This is a genomic window from Bradyrhizobium sp. CW1 (assembly GCF_023100665.1).
GTDB lineage: Bacteria > Pseudomonadota > Alphaproteobacteria > Rhizobiales > Xanthobacteraceae > Bradyrhizobium > Bradyrhizobium canariense_D.
Map to the genome: position 1 here is coordinate 3,069,944 of NZ_CP064684.1, position 25,161 is coordinate 3,095,104.

Sequence of the window (25,161 nt, forward strand, 5' to 3'; positions counted from 1 at the left end):
CCTCACGCCTCGGCCCAAACTTGTCCCCGGTGAGGGCGTAGCGAGACTGGCTTTTTCATGACCTCAGCGGCCAATACGTCCGGTGCCAATACTTCAGTTGTATTGCCGGCATCGGTCGATTCGATGCTCGAACTCCTGACGTCGCGCGGCTATCTCGCCGAGCGATCGCTGGCCACGGTGACCTATCTGTCGCTGCGCATGGGCCGGCCGCTGTTTCTGGAAGGCGAAGCCGGCGTCGGCAAGACCGAGATCGCAAAAGTGCTGTCGGCGGCCTTGGGGCGGAAGCTGATCCGCCTGCAGTGTTACGAAGGCCTCGACGTTTCCTCGGCGGTCTACGAATGGAATAGCGCCGCGCAGATGATCGCGATCCGGATGGCGGAAGCCGCCGGCGACACCGATCGCGATCAGCTCTCCTCCGATATCTTCGCCGACCGCTACATGATCAAGCGGCCGCTGCTGCAGGCGCTGGAGCCCGACGTTGCGGGACCGCCGGTGCTCTTGATCGACGAGCTCGACCGCGCCGACGAGGCGTTCGAGGCATATCTGCTCGAAATCCTCAGCGACTTCCAGGTGACGATTCCCGAATTCGGCACCGTGAAGGCGCCGCATCCGCCGATCGTGATCATCACCTCCAACCGCACCCGCGAAATCCACGACGCGCTGAAGCGGCGCTGTCTTTATCACTGGGTCGATTATCCCGATGCCGATCGTGAGCTCGCGATTGTCAAGTCGCGCGTGCCGGGCATCTCCGCGAAACTGTCGCAGCAGGTCGTGCGCTTCGTCCAGGCGCTACGCAATCAGGATTTCTACAAATCGCCGGGCGTTGCCGAGACCATCGACTGGGCCACTGCGCTGTCGGAGCTCGACGCCCGCTCGCTGACCCCGCAAGTGGTCGGCGACACGCTGGGCGCGCTGCTCAAATACCAGGACGACATCACGCGGATGCAGGGCGACACCTTGCAGAAGGTGCTGAAGGACGCGACGAGCGAGTAACTTGTCATTCCGGGGCGCGCGGGAGCGTGAACTCTGGTGCGCAATTGCGCACCTGAGAATCTCGCGCCACAATCTCTGGATTCCGGGTTCGTCGCTTCGCGACGCCCCGGAATGACGGAGCGAGGAAAGACCATGGCCATCAACCACCTTGCGCCTGAGCAGACCGAGCAGTTCGCCGACAACATCGTGGGCTTCGCCCGCGCGCTGCGTTCGGCCGGCATGCCGGTTGGGCCGGGTGCGGTCATCGATGCCATGAGCGCGCTTGAGGTGATCGACATCGGCCACCGCGCCGACGTCTTCACCACCCTGGAGGCGATCTTCGTCAAGCGCCACGAGCATGCGCTGATCTTCAAACAGGCCTTCAACCTGTTCTTCCGGGCGTCGGAAGAGTGGAAGCACATGCTGGATTCGGTGCCGCTGCCGGAGCAGGCCAAGAAGAAGCCGCAGGCCGGCTCCCGCCGCGTCCAGGAGGCGATGTCGCAGCCGCGCATGACGGAGACGCCGCAGCACCAGGAGCAGGATTTGCGCCTGTCGGTCTCCGACAAGGAAATCCTTCAGAAGAAGGATTTCGCTCAGATGAGCGCGGCCGAGATCACCGAAGCGCTCCGCGCTGTCGAGCGGATGCGGCTGCCGCAGGCCGAGCTATTGACGCGCCGGCACCGGCCTGATGCGCGCGGGCTTCGTCTCGATTTGCGCCGCACCTTACGCGCGTCCTTGCGCACCGGTGGCGACATCATCGACATCCATCGCCTCGGGCGGATCGAGAAACCGGCGCCGATCGTCGCGCTGCTCGACATCTCGGGTTCGATGAGCGAGTACACCCGCCTGTTCCTGCATTTCCTGCATGCCATAGGGGACGCGCGAAAACGTGTCTCGGTGTTCCTATTCGGCACTCGCCTCACCAACGTGACCCGGGCGCTGCGCCAGCGCGACCCCGACGAGGCGCTGGCGAGCTGCTCGGCCTCGGTCGAGGACTGGGCCGGCGGCACGCGGATCTCGGCCTCCCTGCACAATTTCAACAAATTGTGGGCGCGGCGCGTGCTGAGCCAGGGCGCCATCGTGCTGCTGATCTCCGACGGGCTGGAGCGGGAAGCCGATTCCAAGCTCGCCTTCGAGATGGACCGGCTGCACCGTTCCTGCCGGCGGCTGATCTGGCTCAACCCGCTGCTGCGGTTTGGCGGCTTCGAGGCCAAGGCCCAGGGCATCAAAATGATGCTGCCGCACGTTGACGAATTCCGTCCGGTACATAATTTGAGCTCGATCCAGGAGCTGATCACCACGCTCTCCCGGCCGCTGCCGCCGCATCACCGCAGCTTGATCCGCTCCGCAGCCTGAGAGGTAGCCATGCTCGATCGCGACGAGGATATTCTGAAGGCGGCGGAGGACTGGCAGAAGGCCGGCCGTGGCGTCGCGCTCGCCACCGTGGTCGAGACCTGGGGCTCGGCACCGCGTCCGGCGGGCTCGAGCCTAGTCATCAACGACGAGGGCACGTTCCTGGGGTCCGTCTCCGGCGGCTGCGTCGAGGGCGCCGTGGTCACGGAGGCCATGGATGTGATCCAGAGCGGCAAGCCCAGGATGCTGGAGTTTGGGGTTGCCGACGAGACTGCCTGGAATGTCGGGCTGTCCTGCGGCGGCACCATCCGCGTCTTCGTCGAGAAAGTCGGCTAGCCGTGAAGCTCGAGATCCTGCACGAACTCAATACCGAGCGCGCCGCGCGCCGCGCGGTGATTTTGGTCACCGACACCGAGAGTGGTGAGCAGCGCCTGGTGAAGGCCAAGGATTTTGCCAAGGATCCATTAGGCGCCGAGCTCGACAAGCAGCTTCGCATGGGCAAAAGCGCCAGCGTCGAAGCCGGCGGCAAGAAGCTTTTCCTCAACGTCTATGCGCCGACCGCAAAGCTCGTCATCGTCGGCGCCGTCCATATCAGCCAGGCCCTGGCACCGCTGGCGCGCTCGCTCGGCTACGACGTCACCGTGGTCGATCCGCGCACGGCCTTTGCGAGCCCCGAGCGCTTCCCCGACGTTCCACTGGTCGCGGAATGGCCCGACACGGCGCTGCCGCTGCTCAACGTCGACGCCTACACGGCCTTCGTCGCGGTAACGCACGATCCCAAGATCGACGATCCCGCGCTGCTGCACGCCTTCGAGCGCAACTGCTTCTATATCGGCGCGCTCGGATCGCGGAAGACGCACGCCAAGCGCGGCGACCGGCTGCGGGCGCAAGGCGCCAAGGAGGCTGACATCGCGCGCATCCACGCGCCGATCGGGCTTGCGATCGGCGCGGTCTCGCCGTCCGAGATCGCGGTCTCGATCATGGCCGAGATCACGGCGGTGCTTCGCCTGCCGCCCAAAGAAAAAGAAGAAGCCGCATGAAGTTCGGCCCGGCGAGTCCCAGGGATGCGATCGGCGGGGTGACCGTCCACACCCTGCGCCAGGGACCGCTGGTGCTGAAAAAGGGCACGACGATCGGCCCGGCCGAGGTCGAGGCGCTGGAGCGCGCCGGCATCAAGGACGTTGTGGTGGTGCGGATGGAGGAGGGCGATGTCTCCGAGGACATCGCTGCCGCCAGCATCGCGCTCGCGGTCGGCGGCGAGGGCATCCATGTCGAGCGCGCCTTCACCGGCCGGGCCAATCTGTTCGCCGCGCAGCCAGGCGTGCTGGTGATCGATCGCGCCGCGGTGGACCGCATCAACAATATCGACGAGGCCATTACCTTTGCCACGCTCTCCGCCTACAAGCCGGTGGTCGAGGGCGAGATGGTCGGCACCGTCAAGATCATCCCGTTCGGCGTCAAAGGAAACTTGCGTGATGCCGCGGTGAAGGCCGCGGGTCGCGACGTTCTGAAGATCGCGCCTTACGTCATCAAGCGCGTCGGCGTGGTCTCGACGCTGCTGCCCGGCCTGTCCTCCAAGGTGATCGACAAGACGTTGCGGGTCACCGCCGAGCGGCTGGCGCCAGCCGGAGCCGGCATCATCGCGGAGCGGCGGGTTCCGCATGAGGAGCAGGCGCTGTCGGCTGCGATCAAGGAACTGCTGGGACTTGGCGCCGAGCTCGTGATCGTGTTCGGTGCATCCGCGATCGCCGACCGCCGCGACGTGATCCCTGCGGCCGTGACCGGCATCGGCGGCGAGATCGAGCATTTCGGCATGCCGGTGGATCCCGGCAACCTGCTGCTGATTGCCCGGGCCGGCGCCGTGCCGGTGCTGGGCGCGCCCGGCTGCGCGCGCTCGCCGGTCGAGAACGGCTTTGACTGGGTGCTGATGCGGCTGCTCGCGGGCATCAAGGTGACGCGGTCCGAGCTGATGGGCATGGGTGTTGGCGGCCTCCTGATGGAGATCGTCACGCGCCCGCAGCCGCGCGCAAAACCGGAGATCGAGGGCAACAACCAGGTCGCGGTCATCGTGCTCGCAGCAGGCCGCTCGACCCGGATGGGTGGGCCGAACAAGCTACTGGCCGAGCTCGATGGCAAGAAGCTGGTGCGAATAGCGACCGAGCAGGCGCTGGCCTCCAAGGCGTCCGAGGTGATCGTCGTCACCGGCCATCAGACCGAGCTGATCGAACAAGCCTTGCAGGGCCTGAAGGTGCGTTTTGTCAAAAATCCGGATTTTGCCGGCGGCATCGCAAGCTCGGTCAAGGCGGGCATCGCGGCCGTTCCCGAGGCGTCCGACGGCGCCGTGGTCTGCCTCGGCGACATGCCGCTGATCGACGCCGGCCTGATCGACCGTCTCATCGACGCGTTCGCACCGGACCGCGGCAATCTCATCGTCGTGCCCGTCAGCGAAGGTCGCCGCGGCAACCCTGTGCTGTGGTCGCGCCGCTTCTTCAAGGAGTTGATGACGCTCGACGGCGATGTCGGCGCGCGCCATCTGATCGCCAAGCACACCGAGGCCGTCGCCGAAGTGCCGGTCGACGGCGAGAGCGCCTTCCTCGACATCGACACGCCGCAGGCATTGGAAGCGGCACGGCGGGGATAGCGGTTCGTAGGGTAGGCAAAGGCGCGCAGCGCCGTGCCCACCATCCCTCGACACGGTGGTGTTTGATTGGTAGGCACGCGTCGCTTTGCCCACCTACCGCGCCGCCCAGGCCTCAATTCAACGCCCCGTTCACCATCTGGAAACAACCGCCGCTTACAGTCACCTTCACCTGCCTTGGGGGGAGGGGTTTTTCCATGGCTTCGAACGTCGTCGCGCGCCGTTGCGCGATGTTTTTCTTTGCGCTGTCCGTCTGCATCGCGGGCGCTCGCCATATCACGGATGCGCATGCCGCCGGTGCATTTGCGGTCGGCAAGTGCGGCGCTTACGGCCAGGCCTTTGATTATGGCGCCGAGCACGAAGCCCGTGCGGCGGCGCAGAAGCAGTGCAAGGGCGATTGCACGACCGTGACGATGAAGCGCGCCTGCGCCGCGATGTCGGTCGATCTTTCCAATCCCTGCGGCGCCTATGGCTATGCCGTCAAGCCGAAGATCTCGACCACGCTCAATGCCGCCACGCGCGAATGCTACAAATACGGCGGCAAGGAATGCGTGATCCGCGCCTGGGCCTGCGACGCCAAGGGTTGATTCCTGTTGCAGTCATTCCGATCGTGCGTAGCATCGAATCCGGAATGACAGTCGGGGAGTTGCATGCAGTTCGATACCAAGATCGCCATCGTGATTCGTACCGATCTTCAAGCCTGGCAGAAGCTCAACGTCGCGGCCTTCCTCACCAGCGGCATCGCCGCGGCCTTTCCGGAATGCATCGGCGAGCCCTATGAGGACGCGTCGGGCACGAAATATCACGCGCTGATCGGTCAGCCGATCCTGATCTATGGGGCCGACGGTCCCGCATTGACGCGCGCGCTCGATCGGGCCCTGACGCGCAACGTCAAGCCGGCGGTCTATACCGAGGACATGTTCAAGACCACTCATGATGCGGCCAACCGCGAGGTGGTGAGGGCAGTGGCGCGCACCGATCTCGATCTCGTCGGTCTCGCGATGCGCGCGGAGCGCAAGGTGATCGACAAGATCGTCGACGGGTTGAAGTTTCATAGTTGACGTGAACGCGCGCGGTCTTGCGCGCGCTTCCACCTGCGATGCCTCACCCCGGCGGCATGCCCGCGAATTTGGGCAGGTCAGGGTCAAGACGATCCCAGTGATGTCCGCGCGCGGCGAAAGTGACCGCCTGCGGCTTGTAGCGGGCGGGCTCGTCGAGGCTTGCGGCGCGGATCGTGAAGACGTCGGGCTGTGCCGCGAAGGTCATGTACACAGGCACGCCGCACTGTGTGCAGAAACCGCGCGTCTTCACGTTGCCGCTGTTGGCGACCATGTCCCAATGCTTTGCCTCGCCCGTCACCGTGACGCCGTCGCGTGCGAATGTCATGTACGAGCCGTGGGCGCTGCCGCTTTCGCGCTGGCAGTCCCGGCACTGGCAGTGATTGCTGAACAGCGGCTCACCGGCAATCGAATAGCGGATCGCGCCGCAGGCGCAGCCGCCGGTATAGGGCTTGGTCATGCGATTACTCCTTACTTGTCTTCGCCGCTGATCTCGTCGAGCTGGCGGACGACCTTCTTCCAGCCGCCGCTCATGCCCGTGTAGGCCGATTCGTTCCTGGGCAAGACGAAGCCCGCATGAACCAGACGGATCCGCGTGCCGTCCTCGACCGGGGTGAGGGACCACGTCACGACGGTGTCGAGCGGCGCGCCGTAGCCAATGTTGCGCTCATCGCCGCCTTTCCAGGCGTAGACGAGGCGGCGGTTCGGCATGACTTCCAGGACCCGGCAATGGATGACACCATCCCATGCGCCGCCCGGCGTGGTCTGGTAGGTGAAAGTGTTGCCTTCGACGGCCTCGAAACCGGTCGGCGGCATCAGCCAGCGCGCGATCAGCTGGGCGCTGGTCAGCGCCTTCCAGATCGTCTCCGGCGCATGAGGGAGCACCTCGTCGATGACGATGTCTTTTGTCTCGGCTTTCAATTCAACAGCACTCACGGGTCAATCTCCTTCAAGAGGTCACGCAGGTTCTGGAAGCGCTCGCGCCAGAACACGCCGTAATGGTCCATCCAGGAGACCAGCGGTTCGAGGCCTTGCGGCGCGGCACGGTAATAGACGTTGCGGCCCTCGGCACGCTCGGCGACGAGGCCGGCCTGCTTGAGGGACTTCAAATGTTGCGAGATCGCGCCTTGCGTCACGCCACTTCCCCGCGTGAGTTCAGCGACGCTGATCTCCGTGCTCTCGAACACGCGTTCGAAGACGGCGCGTCGCGTCGGGTCCGCGAGCGCGCGCATGACGGTGGTAACGGGATTTGGGGCGGCTTCGATCATAGAATTAGATTAGCCGTCGCTAATGAATTAGTCAATACTAATTTGTGGACCAGATTGGGTCCGCAGCGCTGTCTTGACTATGACTGACTGGTCAGTCATGCCAGATAGATGACCAGGAAACCCGCCAAAGCCGCCACGCCGCCCGCAGCTCGCGCGAACGCGAAGGCCAATTCACACGCTGGCGAGGACGCGGTGCCCGCGTCGAGCCGTGCCACGCGCGCGGCGGAGCGGCGCGCGGCGATCGTGGATGCCGCGATGGAGGAATTCATCGCGCGGGGCTTTGCCGCGACGCGGCTCGACGACATCGCGAAGCGTGCGGGTGTCGCCAAGGGCACCATCTACCTGCACTTCAAGGACAAGGAATCGATGTTCGAGGAGCTGGTCCGGACGGTGATCGTGCCTGTCGTGACCCGGTTGACGGCATTGCCGCCACCGGCGGGCTCGGTGCGCGATCTGGTCGAGGCGTTTGCGAGTAACTTCCTGAAGGAGGTCATCGGCACCAGGCGCGGCGATCTCGTGCGCCTGATCGTGGCCGAGGGGCCGCGGTTTCCCTCCGTGGCCGACTTCTACTACCGCGAGGTCGTCTCGCGCGGCATCTCCGCCATGCGCGCCCTGATCGAGCTCGGCATCGCCCGCGGCGAGATCCGCCAGAAGAACCTGGCGCACTATCCGCAGATCCTGGTCGCACCCGCGATGATCGCGGTGATCTGGCAGAGCCTGTTTGCGCGGCACGCGCCGCTCGACGCGCAGGACATGCTGCGCGTTCATCTCGATTTGATTTTTGGCGAACGGAGCACGACATGAGGTCGTCGCAAGCAATTTCTGTACTCGCATTGATCGCGGTCCTCGCGACCGGGCTTGCCGGCTGCAAAGACAAGCGTGATCCCGGCTTCCAGGGCTGGGTCGAGGCTGACATGATCTTCGTTAGCCCAGACGAGGCGGGTCGCGTGACGAAGCTCAACGTCCGCGAGGGCGATCAGGTCAAGGTCGGCGATCACCTCTATTCCGTCGACGACGATCTCCAGCTTGCCGATCTCAACCAGAACAAGGCGACGCTGGCGAATGCGCAGCAAACCTACGATCGCGCGGCTTCGCTGAGCAAGACCGGCTCGGGCACGCAGGCCAATCTCGACTCGGCCGTCTCCGCCTTGCGCGTCGCCGAGGCGCGGGTGGCGACCTCGGAGACGCGGATGGCGCGGCGCAAGGGCTTTGCGCCAGTCGCCGGCACCATCCAGCAGATCTATTTTCGCGAGGGCGAGATGGTGGCGGCCCAGCGGCCCGTGCTCTCGATCATGCCGCCCGGAAACATGAAGCTGCGCTTCTTCGTGCCGGAGACCGAGCTGCCGAAGCTTGCGATCGGCGATACGGTGCGGATCGCGTGCGACAATTGCGCCGCCGATCTCACCGCAAAGATCTATTTCATCGCAACCTCGGCCGAATACACGCCGCCTGTCATTTACAGCCTCGAGGAGCGCAACAAGCTCGTCTATCTGATTCAGGCGCGGCCTTCGCGTCCCGACGCCTTGCGCGTCGGACAGCCGATCGACGTCTATCTCAATCCAAAAACTCCGGTGGCGGACAAACGATGAGCGGCAATGGCATCGCGATCGACGTCAAGGGCCTGACCAAGTCGTTCGGCGGCCGGGAGGTCGTGCACGATCTGTCGATGCAGGTGAAGCGCGGCTCGATCTACGGCTTCCTCGGGCCGAACGGCTCCGGCAAGACGACGACCATTCGCATCCTCTGCGGCCTGCTCACACCCGACAGCGGCGAGGGCACCTGCCTCGGCTACGACATCCTGAAGGACGCCGAAAAGATCAAGCGCCAGGTCGGCTACATGACCCAGCGGTTCAGCCTGTATCAGGACCTGTCGGTGCGCGAGAATCTCGAATTCGTCGCGCGGCTCTATGGCCTTGCCGACGCGCGCGGCGCCGCGCGCGACATGATCAAGCGGATCGGGCTCTCGGGGCGCGAGGAACAGCTCGCGGGCGAGCTCTCCGGCGGCTGGAAGCAGCGGTTGGCGCTAGGTGCCTGCACATTGCCCAGTCCGAAACTGCTGCTGCTCGACGAGCCGACCGCCGGCGTCGATCCCAAAGCGCGGCGCGATTTCTGGAACGAGATTCATGCACTCGCGGCCGACGGTCTCACCGTGCTGGTCTCGACCCACTACATGGACGAGGCCGAGCGCTGTCACGAGATCGCTTATATCGCCTATGGCCATCTGCTCGTGCATGGCACCGTGGACGAGGTGATCGCGAAATCCGCGTTGACGACCTACACCGTGACGGGCGAGGACCTGAACGAGCTTACGGCTGCGCTTACCGGCAAGCCGGCAATCGACATGGTGGCGCCGTTCGGCACGTCGCTGCACGTCTCCGGCCGCGACGTCGCCGCGCTCGAGGCCAGCATCGCGCCGTGGCGCGAAAAAAGCGAACTGCATTGGCACAAATCATCGCCGTCACTGGAAGACGTGTTTATCGAATTGATGAGCCGTTCCAAGGACAATTTCCAATGAGCGCGGTCGATCATCCTGAACCCCAGCACGCGATCCGGGAGCGCTTCGGCTTCTGGAGGCGCTCCTATGCGATGCTGATCAAGGAGTTCATCCAGCTCAAGCGCGACCGCGTGTCATTTGCGATGATCGTGATGCTGCCTGTGATGCAGCTGCTCTTGTTCGGCTATGCCATCAACACCACGCCGCACAATCTGCCGAGCGCGGTGCTGCTTCAGGAGGATTCCGATCTCGCACGCTCGATCCTGAAGGCGCTGGAGAACACCGCCTATTTCCGCTTTCTCTATGAAGTCCACGACGTCGAAGATTTCGACAATCTCCTGAAATCCGGCAAGGTTCTGTTCGGCGTCGAGATCCCGCGCGGCTTCGAGCGGGCAGTGCGGCGCGGCGATAAGCCGGCGCTGCTGGTCGCGGCTGACGCCACCGATCCAGTGGCGGCGAGCGCGGCAATCGGCTCGCTCGGCATGGTCGTGCAGACCGCACTCAAGCACGATCTCTACATCGGAGATCCCCCGGAGATGCCGTTCGAGATCCGCGCGCACGCCCGCTACAACCCCGCCGCCGCGTCGAGCCTCAACATCGTGCCGGGCCTCGTCGGCACCATCCTGACCATGACCATGCTGATCTTCACCGCGCTCTCGGTCACGCGCGAGGTCGAGCGCGGCACGATGGAGAGCCTGCTGTCGATGCCGATCAAGCCGGTCGAGGTGATGTTCGGCAAGATCATTCCCTACGTGCTGGTCGGGTTCGTGCAGGCGTTCCTCATCATTGGCATCGGGGTCGGCCTGTTTGGTGTGCCGGTGCTCGGAAATCTGTTCCTGCTGGCGCTGCTCTCGACGCTCTTCATCACGACCAATCTGGCGATCGGGTACACGATCTCGACGCTGGTGCAGAACCAGCTCCAGGCGATGCAGATGTCGATGATGTTCTTCCTGCCGAGCATCTTGCTATCCGGCTTCATGTTCCCATTTGCCGGGATGCCGGCCTGGGCGCAATATGTCGGTGAGTGCCTGCCGCTGACGCATTATTTGCGCATCGTCCGCGCCATCATGCTGAAGGGTGCGAGCATGCAAAATTTGCGTTTCGACGCGTTGGCGCTGGCGGTCCTGATGCTGCTCGCCATGACCATCGCCGTGACGCGCTTCCGCCGCACGCTGGATTGAGGCAAGATGCCCCTGGAATCAAGGGGGCGGAATGGTCAGTTTTGCGAGCAGGAAGGCCCGGCAGCATGCCGTGATGTCCGAAGACTTCGAGCGCGAGCTGACGCGCGAGGTGCTGCGCACCGAGCTCGTGCGAGTGAGGGCGCTGATCACGACGGGCTGCGTCATCGTCGTGTTCCTCACCGGGATCTACCTCGTCAATTCCTCCGTGGTGCAGCGGGTCTGGCGGGGCACGGAGGGGCTTGCCGAGGTCTATGGTCTCCTGACCGGCTTCATCCTGTTCGAGGTCTGGGTCCACAGCCAGATCAGGCGAAACCTCAAGCTCGACCGCGATCTGCCGGTGATCCGGCGCTATATCGGCGCGCTGATCGAGACCTCGCTGCCGACCGTCATCCTGATCCTGCAGATCCGCAGCATGGGCGCGAGCCAGGCGCTCGGCTTCGTCGTGCCGCTGATCTATTTCATTTTCGTCATCCTCTCGACCCTGCGGCTCGACTTCTGGCTGTCCACCTTCACCGGCTTCGTCGCTGCGGGTGAGTTGCTCGCTGTGGCGCTGATCTTCGATCCCGCCAGCGGGAGCGGCGAGCCGCAGATCTATTTCCACGCGGTGCGAAGCACCATCATCCTGATCTGCGGCGTGCTTGCAGGCGCGGTCGGTGCGCAGCTCCGCCGCCAGTTCGCCGCAAGCATTGCCGCAGCGACCGCGCGCGACCGGGTGACCAACCTGTTCGGTCAGCACGTGTCGCCACAGGTGGTGGAGCGGCTGATGGCGGCGGGGACGAGCGCCGCCGGCGACCTCCGCCGCGTCGCCGTGATGTTCGTCGATTTCCGCGGCTTCACCGCCGGCGCGCAGTCGCGCACCCCGCAGGAGGTGGTCGACCGGCTCGACGGCGCCTTCGCCGTCCTGGTCGACATTCTCGACCGCGAGGGGGGCATCGTGAACAAGTTTTTGGGCGACGGCTTTCTGGCCCTGTTCGGCGCGCCGCTGGAGACCTCCGACGCCGCGCACCGCGCGGTCGCCGCGGGCCGCGAGATGCTGACCGCGATGGCGCGCATCAACGCGCAGACGAGCTGGCCGCTCAGAATCGGAATCGGCATCCATTTCGGCGAGGTCGTCGCCGGCAATATCGGCTCGCCCCGGCGCAAGGAATACACGGTGATCGGAGACACCGTGAACTTCGCCTCCCGGCTGGAGGCGCTGAACAAGGAGTTCGGCTCGCAGCTCTTGATCTCGGCGGCGGTCCGCGAGGCGCTGGGCGAGGACGGCGACGATGCGGTGTCGCTTGGGGAGGTCGAGGTGCGCGGCTATGAGCAGAAGGTGGCGGTGTTTCAACTGGGGTGAGGGCCGCCGCCTGCGCCTTCACTTGTGAGTCGCGTTTCGTTGAAGCGGCTCGCGTTTCGTTGAAGGCGCGTGATGAAATATCCTTGGTAGCTTTTGGGTCTTTCACGGTGGAAGCCGAAAATCTCAGCTTCCCTTTGTCACCCGGAGAAGCCAATGACTCGATCGATCCTTGTTGCAGCCGCCCTGATCGCCGCCGCTGTCACCCAAAGCCAGGCCGCATCGGCGCGGGACAGCGTGCCGCGCCGCGCCGCAACTCACGTGGCGACCGACTGCGTCAGGGCTCCGGCAGCAGGCGCGTATGCCTCTGCGCCTTACGCACAGCCGCCTTGCCTGCCCAACACGGCGTCCGCGTACTAACTCGCGGCAGAGACGAAGCCGGGCCGGTGAAGTCCGCCAGCCCGGCGTCGCGAACGCTGATGGCGGACTGCGCGGGATCTCGCGCTGGAGGCCGAGTAGATTCGGCGCCGTATCGCAACGGCGCGGCCGGCGAAGATTTTGCGAAGACGGCCTACCCGCTGCTGCGCAACGCGTACGGCCTCGATCGACTGCTCTGGGGCAGCGACTGGCCGCACACGCAGTTCGAGAAGGCGCAAAGCTACGCGAAGAACCGGCGATTTATCGATGGGCTGATCGTCGATCAGAGTGAACGCGCGCAAGTGCTCGCATCGCCACGTTCGCTCTGCCGCTTTTGATCCGTCTTCCGCGATTGCTCCGATTGCACTCTATTTTGGGGCATGACGGGCGATGTCGCCGGCTTGTAGAGTGCCGGCGATGCAGCCGACCGCGGCTGCGCTTGCGTGAAGAGGAAGCGAAGATGCAGCGCCGCTACATCACCGTCGACGTGTTCACCGACCGCGCCTTCGGAGGCAACCAGCTCGCCGTGGTGCTGGATGCCGGCGGGCTCTCCACGCAGCAGATGCAGGCGATCGCGACCGAGTTCAACTATTCGGAAACGACCTTCGTACTGCCGCCGCGCGATAAGGCCAACGACGCCGAAGTGCGCATCTTCACGCCGGTGTTGGAGATCGCCTTTGCCGGTCATCCCAATGTCGGCACAGCCTTCGTGCTGGCGTCGCTGGCGAAGGAGCCGAAACCGCGCCTGCTGTTCGAGGAGAAGGCGGGGCTCGTGCCGGTCGAGATCGTGCGGGAGCAGGGCCGGGTGGTCAGAACGGAGCTGACCGCGCCGCAGCCGCTGGCGCGGTATGCGCCACTGTCACCTGCTGAAGCCGCGAGTTGCATCTCGCTCGGCGCGGATGACATCAAGACCGACAACCACGCAGCGCACGTCGTCACCGTCGGAAACGCGTTTCTCGTGATGGAGCTGCATTCGCGCGAGGCGCTGAAGCGGGCCCGGCCGGATGCCGCGGCCTATGGCAAGATATTGCCACGCGATGGCGCCCGCTCGGTGTGGTTTTATACCCGTGACGTGCCCGCAGCGGAGGCGCCATGTGAGCGCCAGGCGCGCATGTTCATGCGCGGCGCCAGCGGCCTCACCGAGGATCCCGCGACCGGCAGCGCAACCGTCGCAGCCGCCGCGCTGTTCGCCGATCTCGATCCCAGGCGCGAGGGCGAGTTGAAGCTCACGGTCGGCCAGGGTTTTGACATGGGGCGGCCGAGCCTCTTGCTGACGCGCGTGCGCAAGCAGGACGGCAAAATCGTCTCCGCTCATGTCGGCGGCAGCTGTGTGCAGATGATGGAAGGCACGTTCCGGCTCGCGGGGGAGGGGTAGCTCTCTATTCCCGGCCATGACGGAGAGAGTCGTTCAGGCCTGCCGTCCCGCCAAATTCTTCACCGTTACCCCATCGCGCTCCTCGATGATCTCCGCGATCATCTGGCGGTGGCAATGGGTGTGGTCGCGCTCGTAGCAAAGCAGGCAGACGGGACCGGCTTTCTTCACCAGCGCCGAGAGCTCGTCCATCTGCTCCCTGGCCTCCGGCGTCTTCAGGTGCTTTGAGAAAACCTTCTCCAGTACATCGTATTGCCCGCTGCGGGCGGCGAGGCGGCCTTCCTCGGGCGTGCCGAGCGCTGCCAGATGGACATAGGCGATGCCGCGTTCATCGAGGCCTGCGGCGAGCTGCCTCTTGGAAAAGCCGGGCCGGCGCGATGACGTCACCGCGCGCACGTCGACGACGAGCTTGACGCCGGATTGCTCCAGCTCGTCGAGCACTGCCTTCGGCGGCGTCTGCTCATAGCCGATGGTGAAGAGCTTTTTTGCCTTTGCCATGAGACACCTTTAGCGAAATACCTCAGCTCACCCGTGCGATCAGTTCCATCGCGCCGGCCGGCGCGCGCACCTTGCCCTCGTGGATGACATAGGCGAACACGTCGCGCGGTTCCTTCTTCGGCTTGGCCTTGTCGACCTTCGGCAGGTCGTCGGGTTCGCTTCCCTCGGCCCAGTCCTGAAAGCGCTTGGCCCAGGCATCGAGCTGCTTCGGCGGATAGCAGGTCTTGATCTCGTCATTGCCCTTCTGCAGTCGCGCATAGACGAAATCGCCGGCGACGTCGGCGATCGCCGGATATTTGCCGTGCTCGGCGAACACGACGGGCGTCTCGAATTCGCGGATCAGCGCGACGAAATCCGACGTGCAGAAACTGTCGTGACGGACCTCGACGACGTGGCGCAGCGCGCGTCCCTCGAGCTTGCGCGGCAACAGCTCGAGGAATTTTCCGAAATCGGCGCCGTCGAATTTTTTGGTCGGCGCAAACTGCCACAGCACTGGCCCAAGATGATCGCCGAGTTCCAGCACGCCGGAATCATAGAAACGCTTGATGGAATCCCCGGCCTCGGCCAGCACGCGCCGGTTGGTGGCGAAGCGCGGCCCCTTCACCGAGAACACGAAACCATCAGGCACCTCGCTCGCCCATTTGCGAAAGCTCTCCGGTTTCTGCGAGCCGTAATAAGTCCCGTTGATCTCGATCGAGGTCAGCTTCGAGGCGGCGTAGGACAGCTCCTTGGCTTGCGTGAGCTTCTCCGGATAGAACACCCCACGCCATGGCTCGAAGGTCCAGCCGCCGATGCCGATGAAGATGTTGCCGGATTTTTTGGACGCGGTTTTTGCTTTGGCCACGGGAGGATCTCGGATGCGGGAGGAGGGCCTCCATCCTAATCAAACCAGTTGTGATTGGCCAGTTGCGACGTCCCGTCTAAGCTCGCGATAGGATCTGCGAAAAAAGGAGAACAAGATGCGGATGCTGATGGTGGGAGCGGCGCTCGTCATGATGACATCTGCTGCCATGATATCTTTAGTTATGGCCGACGATGACGATGCCAAGGGTGCGCAGAAGCTCGCCACGCAGGGCCGCGACGATTATTGGCATTGCCTGGCGCGGGAATATTCGCGCGTCGGCAATCAGGGCCTGTCGAAACAGGATTTTGGGCGCTCCGTCGCCGGAGCCTGTCCGTCGGAGCGACAATACTACCGGGTGGCACTGCTCGATTATCTCACCACGCAATATCCGGATATTGATGCCGGCGCCCATCTCGCGACCGCGAACAGGGCGGTGGAGGCGGCGCAGAAGGACATCGTGGCGGCCTTCGTCAAGCACAAGCCGCCGCAGCAATAGCCCATTGAACCGGTGCGTCCGGCAAGCCCTTCCGGCAGCGCGCTTATCCATGGTATCACTGGGCGCATCTGGAACAGGGATGGGTTTCCATGTCGTCTGAGTCGGTGGGGGGCATTTTGGGCGCGATCGTCGCGGCGATTGTGCTTGCGGTCGCCGTCGTCTTTGGGCCGATCGGCCAGTACGGCAAGCCGCCCAAGCCTGCGAAGGCCGAGCCGGCCGGGGCTGCGGCGCCGGCGGCTCCTGCCGCGCCCGTGCCGCGAGGGCCGGTGATCAAGGAAGTCCCGAACCAATAAGGGCGTGAAAAAGGCCTCTTTCGCCCCTTGTAAAGCGGCGTTGCCGTTCCCATTTAGCTTCTAACGGCGACGTTGAGCGAAAAACTCCGGCGCTGGAACGACCTTGGAATAGCCCAGGCTGCGCCGGATGTACGCGCCGCCCGCCGTTCCGGGGTCGTTGGCATTTTGGGACCCCTTTTTGGGCCGCTCCCCAGAGAAACCCCGGCTTGCTGGCGCAAGTTCTTGGCAGCACAGGACGCGGCGGATATACGCTGCCGTCATGAATCAAGCGATCAGACCGGGCTCCGATAACCCACGGGCGGCTTCGCCGGCGCCCGAATTGTCGGTCGTCGTCCCGACCTTCAACGAACGCGACAATGTCACGGTGCTGTACCGGCGGCTGGAGACAGTGCTGGCCGGCATCGCCTGGGAGGTCGTGTTCGTCGACGATAATTCGCCTGATGGCACCTGGGACGTCGTGCGCGCGCTGGCCCAGCGCGATAGCCGCGTGCGCTGTGTCCGCCGTATCGGCCGCCGCGGCCTGTCGGGGGCCTGCATCGAGGGCATCCTGGCCTCCAGCGCGCCCTATGCGGCCGTGATCGACGCCGACCTCCAGCACGACGAGACGCAACTGCCGAAGATGCTGTCGCTGCTCGCGAGCGGGCAGGCCGAACTCGTGGTCGGCAGCCGCTACATCGAGGGCTACAAGAGCGAAGGCTTCAACAAGCAGCGCGCCGGCGCCAGCGCGCTGGCAACGGAACTCGCCAGGAAAGCGCTGCGGGTCGAGATCGCCGATCCCATGAGCGGCTTCTTCATGGTTCGCCGCGACCGCTTCGAGCAGCTCGCGCCGAAACTTTCCGTGCACGGCTTCAAGATCCTGCTCGACCTCGTCGCAAGCGCTAACGGCACCTTGCGCGCCATCGAAATTCCCTACACGTTCGGCGAGCGCCAGCACGGCGAAAGCAAGCTCGATTCCATGGTCGCGCTGGATTTTCTCGGCCTCGTTCTGGCGAAGTTCACCAACGATGCTGTCTCGTTACGCTTCCTGCTGTTCGCGATGGTCGGCGGGATCGGCCTCGTGGTGCATCTCACCACCCTGTTCATATCGCTCGAGCTGTTCAAGGAGCCGTTCGCGGAAGCGCAGGCCTCCGGCGCCATCGTCGCAATGACCAGCAATTTCGTCCTCAACAACTTCCTCACCTACCGCGACCAGCGGCTGAAGGGCTTTGCACTGCTGCGCGGCCTGATCGCGTTCTACATCGTGTGCAGCGTCGGCCTGCTCGCCAATGTCGGCGTCGCCTTCTCGGTCTACGACCAGGAGCCGATCTGGTGGCTTGCGGGTGCGGCCGGGGCGCTGATGGGCGTGGTGTGGAACTACGCGATGTCCGGATTGTTCGTCTGGCGCAAGAAATAGCTCACGATGGGCGGGGCTGACGCGCGGATCGTCCGCAATACGGCGCTGGTGACCGTTGCGCTGGTCGGCTTGCGGCTCGTCGCAGCCGCCTTCACGCCAATCACCTTCGACGAAGCCTATTACTGGATGTGGTCGCAGAACCTCGCCGGGGGGTACTACGACCACCCGCCGATGGTTGCCTACGTCATCCGCGCCGGCACCCTGATCGCCGGCGACACCGAGCTCGGCGTCCGGCTGGTCTCGATCCTGCTCGCGCTGCCGATGAGTTACGCGATCTATCGCTCCGCCGCGATCCTGATCGGCGGCGCGCGGGTGGCCGCGACCAGCGCCATCCTGCTCAATGTAACGCTGCTGGCCTCGGTCGGCACGCTGATTGTCACGCCCGATGCGCCGCTTCTGGTTGCCTCCAGCTTCGTGCTGTTCTTTCTCGCCAAGGTGCTGGAGAGCGGCCGCGGCATCTGGTGGCTCGCGGTCGGCGCAGCCGTCGGTGCGGCGCTCCTGTCCAAATACACCGCGATGTTCTTCGGGCTGGCGATCCTGATCTGGATCGCTGCCGTGCCGAAACTGCGGCACTGGTTTCTCTCGCCCTGGCCGTATCTGGGCGGTTTCGTTGCGCTCGCGTTGTTCTCGCCGGTGATCCTCTGGAATGCCGATCATCAATGGGTCTCGTTCGCAAAGCAGCTCGGGCGCGCCAGGATCGAGGATTTTCGTCCGGTCTTCATCGCCGAGCTGATTCCGACGCAGATCGCGTTCGCAACCCCGCTGGTGTTCATCCTCGGCGCGATGGGGCTGCACGCGCTGACCTGGCGCCGGGCCGGCGCACTCGCCTCGCGCGTGCTGATCGAGACGATGTTCTGGACCATCGTCGCCTATTTCGTCTGGCATTCGCTGCATGCCCGCGTCGAGGCCAACTGGTTCGCGCCGGTCTATCCGCCTTTCGTCATCGCGGCGGCCGCCGCCGCCAATCTGGTGCAGTGGAAGCCGCGGCAGCGTCGCCTGGTGGATTTCTGCCTGCGCTGGGCCGCACCCACCGGCATCGTGATGTTTGCCGCGCTGATCGTGCAGGCCAATACCGGCTGGCTGTCCGGCTATCGCCGCGATGCGACCGTGCGTAGCGTCGGCGTCGGCTGGCGCGAGCTCGCTGCCGAAATCGAAGCGGTGCGAGCTCGCAATGGCGCGACCTGCGTGCTTGCCCCGGACTACGGCACGACGGGCTGGCTCGCCTTCTATCTGCCGCGCGGCAGCTGCGTGGCGCAGCAAAACCAGCGCATCCGCTGGGCCAACATGCCCGAGCCGGATCCAAAGCTGCTTGCGGGCAAACTGATCTATGTCGACGAGCTGCGCTCTGACGGCCATCCCGCCGTCCACGATCTCTTTGCCAAGGTGACGCAGGTCGCGCAATTGCAGCGCAAGCGCGGCCCGCTCGTGATCGAGACTTACAGCATCGATCTGCTCGAAGGCGCCAAGGGCGACGTGCTGGACCGCTCGCCGCCGCCGGAAGCGCGGTAGCTCTCCTCGGAACGACGACGAAAGTTCAGTTGATCATCTCGGCCTTGGTCGAGGCCTGGTTCGGCCTGTCCTGGTCGCGCCAGAACCAAACGCTCACGACGCCGGAGCGGCCGCGGACCTGCGTGAGCAGGGGGCCCGACAGAACGCCGTGGGGAGCGCCCTGGAAATCGGCCGCATCCAGCAGCGTATCGCTGAGCGCGAGACGCGCGCCGTTTTTAGCAGCGACCTCCATCAACCGGCTCGCGACGTTGACGGTGTCGCCCGTCGCCGTGATGTGCTGATGGCTTTCGCCGAGGCGGGAGGCGACGATCGGGCCGAAATGCGCGCCGATCTTGAAGCCGAGCTGATCCCTGATCGCTGGCGGCAACCACGTGATCCAGCGCTCGACGCCGCGGTGCAGGTCGATCGCGCATTTCAGCGCGCGTGCGGCGTCGTCGGGCATCGCGCCGGGCAGGCCGAACAGGATCATGGCGCCGTCACCGAGAAAGCCGCTGATCATGCCGCCGCAATCGACCGCGGTCTTCTCGATCAGCGCGTGAAACGCCTTCAGAATGTCCTGGAGTTCACCCGGATCGATCCGCTCGCTCAGCGCCGTGAAGCCGGAGAGATCGATGAAGACCATTGCTGCGTCCTGCCGGACGGGTGTTGACAGGAAATTCGGATCCCGCGCCAGCCACTCCTGCACGGCCGGCGCCTGGAATTGCGCGAGCGACCGACTCTTGGCGGCAAAATATTGCGTGCGGCGGCCTCCCGCCCACAATTGCACGCCGGCAAAGACCGCAACCGGCGGCACTGCCGCGGCGAGCGTGGTCGCGGCGTTCAACCAGACGCCATGCGTGAACGCAAACAGATTGAACCCGGCCCAGGCGATCATCACCGCGGCCGCGGCGACGATGCCGAGCGCGCTGCGCCGCCAGGCGAGCAGGCCCACCAGCAGCACCGGCAGCAGGATCGCGATGAGCGCGTCGGCGATGTGGACCTTGCGGTCGCGCACGATGCTGTCCCCGGCGACGAGATGGGTGATCGCGGTGGAGACCACTTCGACGCCGGGCATTAGAGAATCGAACGGTGTTGGGTAAAAATCACCGCCGCCGGCGACCGAGGCCCCGATCACGACGATCCGGTTCTCGATCGCCGCGCGACTTAACGTGCCGTCGAAGATGCTCTGTGCGCTGACGGTGCGGATGGTCCGGCGCGGGCCGTAATAGGTGATCGGTAGCGCGAAGTCGGCATCGGTGGGCACCGCGCGGTCGCCGAGCATCAGATGGTCCGGCGCGATCGTCAGCGACTTGTCGAGCGCGCGCGCCGCGACCCGCAACGGAAAGGACAGCTCGACCTTGTCGCTCGTCCGGAACAGCATCGGCACCGAGAGCGGCGAGCCCGATTGTCCGGTCGCAACATTGACGACGCCGACCTCGGCATGATCGGCGAACGCCGGCAAGGGCAGCAGGAAGCGCTCGGCCTGCGGCAGGGCGGCGAGGGGGCCTTGGCCGCTGGTCTCCACGGTCTCGCTGGCGGACGGGAAGATCGCTGCGGCGGCAAGGACGATGGGACCCGTAGCCAGCGTATTTGCCAGCGTAGCGTCGCCGATCGCAGCGCTGCGATCGACCAGCAGCAGGTCGATCGCGACGACCTTCGGCTTGAACTGCACGATGGTGTCGACGACGCGGGCGAGATCGGCGCGCGGCAGCGGATAGCTGCCGCCGCGCTTCACGACGGTGTCGTCGATCGCGACGATGGTGACGAGATCGGGCGGAACCCGCACGCCGCGGACCTGCGTCCGCCAATCCGTCAGCGTCGCCTCGAGGCGATCGAGAAACCGCAGATGACCGTTGGCGTGACCGGCATAGATGCCCGCGCCCCACAGTGCGGTGAGGACGAGTGCCACCAGGATCTGAACGCGTCGGCTACTCATGTGGTCGTGTTGCAATTTCTCTATCGTCCAAGTGCTGTTCGCCGCGCCCAGGTGACCCGAACCATTGGCCAAGTCTTACTGACCAAGTCTTGCCATCAACGCGTCGACGCGCGGCTGGCCCCATGTCTTGACCGTCAACGGGCCTGTGGCTTCCACGTCGACGCCTTGGCCACGGTCTAATACCACGCTGCGCCCACCATTCCTGCGGCTCACGCCGACACGGCCGTCAGCCACGAAGACGGAGGTCTTGGCCTCTGCGACATCGACCGCCCATTTCGTGCCGCGCACCGCGGCGATCGCCTGCGGCGTCAGCACCTTGAAGGGATTGCCGCCGGGCTTCTTGGGGACCTCGACCAGCAGCGCTTTGCTGCTCAACTCCACCGAGTCTATATGTCCGTCGCGGTTAGCGTCCTTAAGTTCAAATCTGGCACCGCTTTCGGCAACGATCGTGATGCCGTTGTCGCAGCGCCAGGTCTGCGTACCGGCAGCAGATGGCGTCGCCGTGCAGCCCACATTGGCGGCAGGCTGGGCAATCGCGTGTCCGATCAACAGAAACGACCCCGCCAGAGCGAAAAACCCTGCGCGCACGAACTCTCTCATGCCAGCCTCCGTTTGCGTGCTCGGCACAGTTCAAGGCGATCTTGATACGGTACCGTATCACACGCAGAGGCTGCTGAAAAGTGCCGGTTGCCGTAGCTATTTTCTCGCTGCGGCCTTTTCCAGTGCGGTGCGATCAACTTTCGGTCAGGGCACCTGCTCGCGTGCGCGGTGTAGCTGCTGACAACCGCGCTGCGGCTGCGGAGCAGAGGGTGCTTGCGCACCAGCCTCGCGCAACGCTTCCCCGCTATCTTCCGGGTATTGAACACCACGAAAACGACTTGGTTGGATGGCCTTAGAGATGCGGCCGGAGACGGTCGCCGGCAACGCCAATCCCGCCGAGAATTATAGTTAACAGACGCCCTTAAGTCCGTAGTTCTGCGGGCTTTTTTCTCGAAATGGGACACCCGAACGGGTTGCCTCACATCCGCCCGAACTTAATCCGCATTTAACTAAAAGTGGCCTTAATGACGCTCCGAGCCTCTGCGAGATGCTGTTCCCGGATCGTGACCAGCGGCGCTTCGAAGGGGGACCGAGTGACACCGTTCTGGACGCAAGGCGAATGAGTACGAGTATCGCTGCGCAAGGCATCGCGGCACGAAAGTCCAAAGGATTCTCGAGCAATTCCTATCGGAAGCCTTCCCGGAAAATGACCACCCAAAACGTGCTTGGCGCCGCCGTGATCGGCTGCGTCGTGCTTGGCGCCGGCTGGACCATCTACAGCAACATCTTTGCCGCCAGCGTCTATCCGACCGTCGGCAGCAGCGGCTACGACGAGCCCGTGATCAAGCGGGCGCCCAGGGTCGCGCTGCGCGAGGCCGGTGAGGCCGTCAAGGACGCCTTTGCGCTCTTGCCCGACCGCTTGCAGGTGGCAGCGCCGATCTCGCGCGAGATGTTCAACGATCGCTTTGCCGCGGCTGCGACCCAAGGCGTGACATCGAATGCGGCCAGCGCCGCGCCCGCAACCAAGGTCGCCGAAGCCAAGGACGCGCCGAAGCCGAGCGTGATCGCGAGGGTCGCGGAAGTCCTGAAGCCAGGTCCCGCCAAGATCGCTGACGCTGCGAAGTCCAAGCGCGGCGCTGACGCGCCGCTGCAGCTTGCCTCGGCAGATCCGGCCGAGATCGTGCCGGCGCCTGAGGCGAAGCCAAAATCGATTGCCGATCGCGCCAAGGCTGCGGTGATGTCGATTACCGGACCGCGCCAGTCGATGGTGGAAAAGCTCTGGGGCAAGCGCGAGCCGTCCGGTGGGCTGCTCGCCTATGCCTCGGCCGACGCCAGCGTGACCGCCTCCATCGCGCCGAGGGAGCAGAACCCCATGCTCGGCGGTTCGGCGCCCTATGAGCGTGACACCGCGGTCTACGACATCTCCGCTAAAACGGTTTACTTGCCCGACGGCACCAAGCTCGAGGCGCATTCCGGCCTCGGTTCCAACCTCGACGACCCGCGCTCCTCGCGCGTCCGCATGCGCGGTGTGACGCCGCCGCATATCTACACGCTGAAACCGCGCGAGGCGCTGTTTCACGGCGTGCCTGCGCTGCGCCTGACCCCGATTGGCGGTGAGAGCGCGATCTACGGCCGCGACGGCCTGCTCGCGCATACCTTCATGCTCGGGCCCAACGGCGATTCCAACGGCTGCGTGTCGTTCAAGGATTATTACGCGTTCCTCGACGCCTACCGCAACAAGGGCATCCGCAAGCTCGCGGTGCTGGCGCGCGTGGACTAGGCTCAGTCAATTCGAGATCACGCAAAAGGGCCGCTTGCAGCGGCCCTTTTCTGTTTCGCTTCGCGCGTGCGTTTTAGCCCGGCCAGCACTGCCCGCCGCCGTCGATCCGCAGCACCTGACCGGAAACGAAGGCGCCCATGGGCCCTGCGAAGAATTCGACAACGCGCGCGACCTCGTCGACGGTTGCGATCCGGTCGAGCGTGCCGGTCTCGACCATTCTGTCGGGGTCGACTGCACGCGTTCCGAGGAAGCGGCCGGTGCGGGTATCTCCGGGCGCGATGCAGTTGACGGCGACGTCGTAGGGGCGGAGCTGGTCGGCCAGGCATCGCGTGTAATGGGTCACGCCGGCCTTCGAGACCGCATAGATCGAGCCTTGGGTACGTCCCTTGAAAGCGGCGACGGAGCCAAGCGTCACGATGCGGCCGCGTCGGCGCTCCATCATGCCGCGCGCGACCGCCTGGCATGTCAGGATGGTGGAGAGCAGATTGCGCTCCAGCACCGCGCGCACGTCGGCCTCCTTGATATTCACCGCATCGTTCGGATCGGGCTTGCCGCCGCCGGCCGCGATATCGCCCCCGGCATTGTGCACGAGAATGTCGATCGGGCCGAGTGCCGCTTCGGTCTCCGCGATGACGCGTGCGATGTCCTCGCCCTTGGTGAGATCGCCGAGCACGCGCTGGCTGCGAACGCCGAATTCGCGGCCGATCTCGACGGCGACCGCGGTGAGGGTGGTGCCCTCGCCATACTCGGCCGGCCCGTTCTCGCGCATGCCGTGGATAGCGACGTCAGCGCCGAGCGCGGCAAGCTTCTCTGCAAAAGCGCGGCCGAGCCCGCGTCCCGCGCCGGTCACCAGTGCAACTTTGCCTGCCAGAAGCTTGTTGGTGTCATGCGATGTCATGATCTTGTTCCTGTTGTGAATGTCAGTCTGCGGCGAGGTCGAGGCCGATCGCCAACGCCTGCACGAGGCACATCGGTGCGACAAGCGTACGCAGCGCGGGCTCAGGCATGTCCTGGATCTCGAACACGACGCTCGCGCCCTCGACGATCGGGCTCAAAAGGCTGTCGGTGATGGAAATCGTGGGCACGCCCCGCGCGACGAGTTCAGGAAACAAGCGCGCCGTATCCGGATAGTAATTTCGGAAGCTGATCGCGACCAGCGCGTCGTCTGATGTCGCCGCGTGCGACTGCTCGTGGATGCTGCCGCCAAGGCCGTCGAGCAGGACGACGCGCCGTCCGAGCTTGCGCAGCACGTAGGCGAGGTGGATCGCAACCGGGAACGAGCCGCCCAGGCCGAGCAGATAGATGTCACGTGCCTTGGCAAGGATCGCGGTTGCGGCGTCGAGTTCGCGCGCATGGACGGATTGGCTGAGCGTGACCAGCGATGATTGCGCTTCGGACACGAAACGCGACAAGACCGCGGCCGGCTGGCGGCCGAGCACTGACTTCTCCTGGCTCTTCATGCGGGCGAGGCGCGCCTTGTAGCTTGGCGCGACGCCGGCGACGAGACGGGAGCGGAACACCTGCTGCATCTCGGTGAAGCCGCCGAACCCGAGCGCATGCGCGAAGCGAACGATCGCCGACGGCGGCACCCCTGAGCGCTGCGCCACCTCCGCCACGGTGCCGAGCGCGACATCGGTCGGGTGATCGAGCACGAACTCCGCGATCTGCTGTAACCGGCCGGACAGTGCCCGGTGCCGCTGCGCGATCGCGCCGCGCAGTTCGTCATAAGTCATGGCGCCAGCCGCCTTGTTCATCGAGTCGGATCTCCGGATCGGTCGCCTGTTTAACGGCATTTCATCGTTTGGATCAAATATTCTACTTTACATAACAGATAGAATGAATATTCTAATCTCACAAAAAAGCA

General features: G+C 64.7%; 29 protein-coding genes. 20 read left to right on the top strand and 9 right to left on the bottom strand.

The features are described from left to right. Positions 1 to 57: 57 nt before the first annotated feature. The 7 genes from IVB54_RS14850 to IVB54_RS14880 all read left to right on the top strand — a co-directional run bounded on the left by IVB54_RS14850 (position 58) and on the right by IVB54_RS14880 (position 6,024). Positions 58 to 993: a MoxR family ATPase gene (locus tag IVB54_RS14850; RefSeq protein ID WP_026232979.1), complete on the top strand. Its 936-nt coding sequence runs from the start codon at positions 58 to 60 to the stop codon at positions 991 to 993. 132 nt (positions 994 to 1,125) lie between these two features. Then, positions 1,126 to 2,328, top strand: a complete 1,203-nt coding sequence (locus IVB54_RS14855) for a VWA domain-containing protein (RefSeq protein ID WP_085361694.1) — start codon at positions 1,126 to 1,128, stop codon at positions 2,326 to 2,328. A 9-nt stretch (positions 2,329 to 2,337) separates the two neighbouring features. Then, complete coding sequence (locus IVB54_RS14860) at positions 2,338 to 2,661, top strand: XdhC family protein (protein ID WP_007602422.1); 324 nt, start codon at positions 2,338 to 2,340, stop codon at positions 2,659 to 2,661. 2 nt (positions 2,662 to 2,663) lie between these two features. Next, a complete protein-coding gene (locus tag IVB54_RS14865) occupies positions 2,664 to 3,365 on the top strand; it encodes an XdhC family protein (RefSeq protein WP_018455586.1) in 702 nt (233 codons plus the stop codon). Beyond that, the gene (locus IVB54_RS14870) at positions 3,362 to 4,966 is read left to right on the top strand and encodes a molybdopterin-binding/glycosyltransferase family 2 protein (RefSeq protein WP_018455587.1); all 1,605 of its coding nucleotides are present in this window, start codon (positions 3,362 to 3,364) and stop codon (positions 4,964 to 4,966) included. Before IVB54_RS14865 ends, IVB54_RS14870 begins: the two co-directional genes overlap by 4 nt. A 194-nt stretch (positions 4,967 to 5,160) precedes the next feature. Continuing rightward, entirely contained in the window at positions 5,161 to 5,550 is a 390-nt protein-coding gene (locus IVB54_RS14875) for a DUF4189 domain-containing protein (protein ID WP_018455588.1), read from the top strand. Positions 5,551 to 5,613: 63 nt separating this feature from the next. Then, positions 5,614 to 6,024, top strand: a complete 411-nt coding sequence (locus IVB54_RS14880) for a DUF2000 family protein (protein ID WP_204511632.1) — start codon at positions 5,614 to 5,616, stop codon at positions 6,022 to 6,024. 43 nt (positions 6,025 to 6,067) lie between these two features. Here IVB54_RS14880 and IVB54_RS14885 read toward each other — a convergent pair whose 3' ends face one another. The 3 genes from IVB54_RS14885 to IVB54_RS14895 are packed head-to-tail and all read right to left on the bottom strand — an operon-like array spanning position 6,068 to position 7,289. Further along, entirely contained in the window at positions 6,068 to 6,481 is a 414-nt protein-coding gene (locus IVB54_RS14885) for a GFA family protein (protein ID WP_018455590.1), read from the bottom strand. Positions 6,482 to 6,492: 11 nt separating this feature from the next. Next, positions 6,493 to 6,957, bottom strand: a complete 465-nt coding sequence (locus IVB54_RS14890; RefSeq protein WP_085351066.1) for an SRPBCC domain-containing protein — start codon at positions 6,955 to 6,957, stop codon at positions 6,493 to 6,495. Further along, complete coding sequence (locus IVB54_RS14895; protein ID WP_085351067.1) at positions 6,954 to 7,289, bottom strand: metalloregulator ArsR/SmtB family transcription factor; 336 nt, start codon at positions 7,287 to 7,289, stop codon at positions 6,954 to 6,956. The genes IVB54_RS14890 and IVB54_RS14895 overlap by 4 nt, the downstream gene beginning before the upstream one ends. Before the next feature lie 108 nt (positions 7,290 to 7,397). Between IVB54_RS14895 and IVB54_RS14900 the strand changes: the two genes are divergently transcribed. The 8 genes from IVB54_RS14900 to IVB54_RS14935 all read left to right on the top strand — a co-directional run bounded on the left by IVB54_RS14900 (position 7,398) and on the right by IVB54_RS14935 (position 14,032). Beyond that, positions 7,398 to 8,093: a TetR/AcrR family transcriptional regulator gene (locus IVB54_RS14900; protein ID WP_085351068.1), complete on the top strand. Its 696-nt coding sequence runs from the start codon at positions 7,398 to 7,400 to the stop codon at positions 8,091 to 8,093. After that, the gene (locus tag IVB54_RS14905) at positions 8,090 to 8,878 is read left to right on the top strand and encodes an efflux RND transporter periplasmic adaptor subunit (protein ID WP_026232982.1); all 789 of its coding nucleotides are present in this window, start codon (positions 8,090 to 8,092) and stop codon (positions 8,876 to 8,878) included. The genes IVB54_RS14900 and IVB54_RS14905 overlap by 4 nt, the downstream gene beginning before the upstream one ends. After that, positions 8,875 to 9,804, top strand: coding sequence for an ABC transporter ATP-binding protein (locus IVB54_RS14910; RefSeq protein WP_247777306.1), 930 nt, complete (start codon positions 8,875 to 8,877; stop codon positions 9,802 to 9,804). Before IVB54_RS14905 ends, IVB54_RS14910 begins: the two co-directional genes overlap by 4 nt. Continuing rightward, positions 9,801 to 10,964 (top strand): ABC transporter permease, encoded by a 1,164-nt coding sequence (locus IVB54_RS14915; RefSeq protein WP_018455596.1) that lies wholly within the window; start codon positions 9,801 to 9,803, stop codon positions 10,962 to 10,964. The genes IVB54_RS14910 and IVB54_RS14915 overlap by 4 nt, the downstream gene beginning before the upstream one ends. 31 nt (positions 10,965 to 10,995) lie before the next feature. Then, positions 10,996 to 12,303 carry an adenylate/guanylate cyclase domain-containing protein gene (locus IVB54_RS14920; RefSeq protein WP_247777307.1) on the top strand — a complete coding sequence of 436 codons (1,308 nt, stop codon included), beginning with the start codon at positions 10,996 to 10,998 and terminating at the stop codon, positions 12,301 to 12,303. A 153-nt stretch (positions 12,304 to 12,456) separates the two neighbouring features. After that, positions 12,457 to 12,660 carry a hypothetical protein gene (locus IVB54_RS14925; protein WP_083926403.1) on the top strand — a complete coding sequence of 68 codons (204 nt, stop codon included), beginning with the start codon at positions 12,457 to 12,459 and terminating at the stop codon, positions 12,658 to 12,660. A 26-nt stretch (positions 12,661 to 12,686) separates the two neighbouring features. Continuing rightward, positions 12,687 to 12,995, top strand: coding sequence for an amidohydrolase family protein (locus IVB54_RS14930; RefSeq protein ID WP_240550529.1), 309 nt, complete (start codon positions 12,687 to 12,689; stop codon positions 12,993 to 12,995). Positions 12,996 to 13,117: 122 nt separating this feature from the next. Further along, positions 13,118 to 14,032, top strand: a complete 915-nt coding sequence (locus IVB54_RS14935; protein WP_247777308.1) for a PhzF family phenazine biosynthesis protein — start codon at positions 13,118 to 13,120, stop codon at positions 14,030 to 14,032. 33 nt (positions 14,033 to 14,065) lie between these two features. On the opposite strand, the gene IVB54_RS14940 is transcribed toward IVB54_RS14935, so the two are convergent. Both IVB54_RS14940 and IVB54_RS14945 read right to left on the bottom strand, forming a co-directional pair. After that, a complete protein-coding gene (locus tag IVB54_RS14940) occupies positions 14,066 to 14,527 on the bottom strand; it encodes a DUF488 domain-containing protein (protein ID WP_247777309.1) in 462 nt (153 codons plus the stop codon). Between the two features lie 22 nt (positions 14,528 to 14,549). Continuing rightward, on the bottom strand, positions 14,550 to 15,371 hold the full coding sequence (locus tag IVB54_RS14945; RefSeq protein WP_085385045.1) for a DUF72 domain-containing protein: 822 nt from the start codon (positions 15,369 to 15,371) through the stop codon (positions 14,550 to 14,552). A gap of 115 nt (positions 15,372 to 15,486) precedes the next feature. Here IVB54_RS14945 and IVB54_RS14950 point away from each other — a divergent pair, with 115 nt between their 5' ends. The 4 genes from IVB54_RS14950 to IVB54_RS14965 all read left to right on the top strand — a co-directional run bounded on the left by IVB54_RS14950 (position 15,487) and on the right by IVB54_RS14965 (position 19,062). Then, complete coding sequence (locus IVB54_RS14950; RefSeq protein WP_247777310.1) at positions 15,487 to 15,867, top strand: hypothetical protein; 381 nt, start codon at positions 15,487 to 15,489, stop codon at positions 15,865 to 15,867. Between the two features lie 89 nt (positions 15,868 to 15,956). Beyond that, positions 15,957 to 16,160, top strand: a complete 204-nt coding sequence (locus IVB54_RS14955; protein ID WP_026232985.1) for a hypothetical protein — start codon at positions 15,957 to 15,959, stop codon at positions 16,158 to 16,160. A gap of 259 nt (positions 16,161 to 16,419) precedes the next feature. Further along, complete coding sequence (locus IVB54_RS14960) at positions 16,420 to 17,553, top strand: glycosyltransferase family 2 protein (protein ID WP_026232986.1); 1,134 nt, start codon at positions 16,420 to 16,422, stop codon at positions 17,551 to 17,553. Positions 17,554 to 17,559: 6 nt separating this feature from the next. After that, positions 17,560 to 19,062 carry a glycosyltransferase family 39 protein gene (locus IVB54_RS14965; protein ID WP_247777311.1) on the top strand — a complete coding sequence of 501 codons (1,503 nt, stop codon included), beginning with the start codon at positions 17,560 to 17,562 and terminating at the stop codon, positions 19,060 to 19,062. A 25-nt stretch (positions 19,063 to 19,087) separates the two neighbouring features. Here the strand turns inward: IVB54_RS14965 and IVB54_RS14970 are convergent, their stop codons facing one another. Both IVB54_RS14970 and IVB54_RS14975 read right to left on the bottom strand, forming a co-directional pair. Next, positions 19,088 to 20,977 carry an adenylate/guanylate cyclase domain-containing protein gene (locus IVB54_RS14970; RefSeq protein ID WP_247777312.1) on the bottom strand — a complete coding sequence of 630 codons (1,890 nt, stop codon included), beginning with the start codon at positions 20,975 to 20,977 and terminating at the stop codon, positions 19,088 to 19,090. Between the two features lie 75 nt (positions 20,978 to 21,052). Further along, the gene (locus IVB54_RS14975; RefSeq protein ID WP_026232987.1) at positions 21,053 to 21,577 is read right to left on the bottom strand and encodes a FecR domain-containing protein; all 525 of its coding nucleotides are present in this window, start codon (positions 21,575 to 21,577) and stop codon (positions 21,053 to 21,055) included. Positions 21,578 to 22,223: 646 nt separating this feature from the next. Between IVB54_RS14975 and IVB54_RS14980 the strand changes: the two genes are divergently transcribed. Beyond that, the gene (locus tag IVB54_RS14980; protein WP_018455608.1) at positions 22,224 to 23,297 is read left to right on the top strand and encodes a DUF2778 domain-containing protein; all 1,074 of its coding nucleotides are present in this window, start codon (positions 22,224 to 22,226) and stop codon (positions 23,295 to 23,297) included. A 73-nt stretch (positions 23,298 to 23,370) separates the two neighbouring features. On the opposite strand, the gene IVB54_RS14985 is transcribed toward IVB54_RS14980, so the two are convergent. Next, positions 23,371 to 24,195 carry an SDR family NAD(P)-dependent oxidoreductase gene (locus tag IVB54_RS14985; protein ID WP_018455609.1) on the bottom strand — a complete coding sequence of 275 codons (825 nt, stop codon included), beginning with the start codon at positions 24,193 to 24,195 and terminating at the stop codon, positions 23,371 to 23,373. A 22-nt stretch (positions 24,196 to 24,217) separates the two neighbouring features. Next, positions 24,218 to 25,051, bottom strand: a complete 834-nt coding sequence (locus tag IVB54_RS14990) for a MurR/RpiR family transcriptional regulator (protein ID WP_018455610.1) — start codon at positions 25,049 to 25,051, stop codon at positions 24,218 to 24,220. Positions 25,052 to 25,161: the final 110 nt, after the last annotated feature.

What these genes read in the sequence shown, in the direction of transcription:
- IVB54_RS14850 (WP_026232979.1), top strand. Translation starts at nt 58, where the DNA reads ATGACCTCAGCGGCCAATACGTCCGGTGCCAATACTTCAGTTGTATTG.
- IVB54_RS14855 (WP_085361694.1), top strand. Translation starts at nt 1,126, where the DNA reads ATGGCCATCAACCACCTTGCGCCTGAGCAGACCGAGCAGTTCGCCGAC.
- IVB54_RS14860 (WP_007602422.1), top strand. Translation starts at nt 2,338, where the DNA reads ATGCTCGATCGCGACGAGGATATTCTGAAGGCGGCGGAGGACTGGCAG.
- IVB54_RS14870 (WP_018455587.1), top strand. Translation starts at nt 3,362, where the DNA reads ATGAAGTTCGGCCCGGCGAGTCCCAGGGATGCGATCGGCGGGGTGACC.
- IVB54_RS14875 (WP_018455588.1), top strand. Translation starts at nt 5,161, where the DNA reads ATGGCTTCGAACGTCGTCGCGCGCCGTTGCGCGATGTTTTTCTTTGCG.
- IVB54_RS14880 (WP_204511632.1), top strand. Translation starts at nt 5,614, where the DNA reads ATGCAGTTCGATACCAAGATCGCCATCGTGATTCGTACCGATCTTCAA.
- IVB54_RS14885 (WP_018455590.1), bottom strand. Translation starts at nt 6,481, where the DNA reads ATGACCAAGCCCTATACCGGCGGCTGCGCCTGCGGCGCGATCCGCTAT.
- IVB54_RS14895 (WP_085351067.1), bottom strand. Translation starts at nt 7,289, where the DNA reads ATGATCGAAGCCGCCCCAAATCCCGTTACCACCGTCATGCGCGCGCTC.
- IVB54_RS14900 (WP_085351068.1), top strand. Translation starts at nt 7,398, where the DNA reads ATGACCAGGAAACCCGCCAAAGCCGCCACGCCGCCCGCAGCTCGCGCG.
- IVB54_RS14905 (WP_026232982.1), top strand. Translation starts at nt 8,090, where the DNA reads ATGAGGTCGTCGCAAGCAATTTCTGTACTCGCATTGATCGCGGTCCTC.
- IVB54_RS14910 (WP_247777306.1), top strand. Translation starts at nt 8,875, where the DNA reads ATGAGCGGCAATGGCATCGCGATCGACGTCAAGGGCCTGACCAAGTCG.
- IVB54_RS14915 (WP_018455596.1), top strand. Translation starts at nt 9,801, where the DNA reads ATGAGCGCGGTCGATCATCCTGAACCCCAGCACGCGATCCGGGAGCGC.
- IVB54_RS14920 (WP_247777307.1), top strand. Translation starts at nt 10,996, where the DNA reads ATGGTCAGTTTTGCGAGCAGGAAGGCCCGGCAGCATGCCGTGATGTCC.
- IVB54_RS14925 (WP_083926403.1), top strand. Translation starts at nt 12,457, where the DNA reads ATGACTCGATCGATCCTTGTTGCAGCCGCCCTGATCGCCGCCGCTGTC.
- IVB54_RS14935 (WP_247777308.1), top strand. Translation starts at nt 13,118, where the DNA reads ATGCAGCGCCGCTACATCACCGTCGACGTGTTCACCGACCGCGCCTTC.
- IVB54_RS14940 (WP_247777309.1), bottom strand. Translation starts at nt 14,527, where the DNA reads ATGGCAAAGGCAAAAAAGCTCTTCACCATCGGCTATGAGCAGACGCCG.
- IVB54_RS14950 (WP_247777310.1), top strand. Translation starts at nt 15,487, where the DNA reads ATGCGGATGCTGATGGTGGGAGCGGCGCTCGTCATGATGACATCTGCT.
- IVB54_RS14955 (WP_026232985.1), top strand. Translation starts at nt 15,957, where the DNA reads ATGTCGTCTGAGTCGGTGGGGGGCATTTTGGGCGCGATCGTCGCGGCG.
- IVB54_RS14960 (WP_026232986.1), top strand. Translation starts at nt 16,420, where the DNA reads ATGAATCAAGCGATCAGACCGGGCTCCGATAACCCACGGGCGGCTTCG.
- IVB54_RS14965 (WP_247777311.1), top strand. Translation starts at nt 17,560, where the DNA reads ATGGGCGGGGCTGACGCGCGGATCGTCCGCAATACGGCGCTGGTGACC.
- IVB54_RS14970 (WP_247777312.1), bottom strand. Translation starts at nt 20,977, where the DNA reads ATGAGTAGCCGACGCGTTCAGATCCTGGTGGCACTCGTCCTCACCGCA.
- IVB54_RS14975 (WP_026232987.1), bottom strand. Translation starts at nt 21,577, where the DNA reads ATGAGAGAGTTCGTGCGCGCAGGGTTTTTCGCTCTGGCGGGGTCGTTT.
- IVB54_RS14980 (WP_018455608.1), top strand. Translation starts at nt 22,224, where the DNA reads ATGACCACCCAAAACGTGCTTGGCGCCGCCGTGATCGGCTGCGTCGTG.
- IVB54_RS14985 (WP_018455609.1), bottom strand. Translation starts at nt 24,195, where the DNA reads ATGACATCGCATGACACCAACAAGCTTCTGGCAGGCAAAGTTGCACTG.
- IVB54_RS14990 (WP_018455610.1), bottom strand. Translation starts at nt 25,051, where the DNA reads ATGAACAAGGCGGCTGGCGCCATGACTTATGACGAACTGCGCGGCGCG.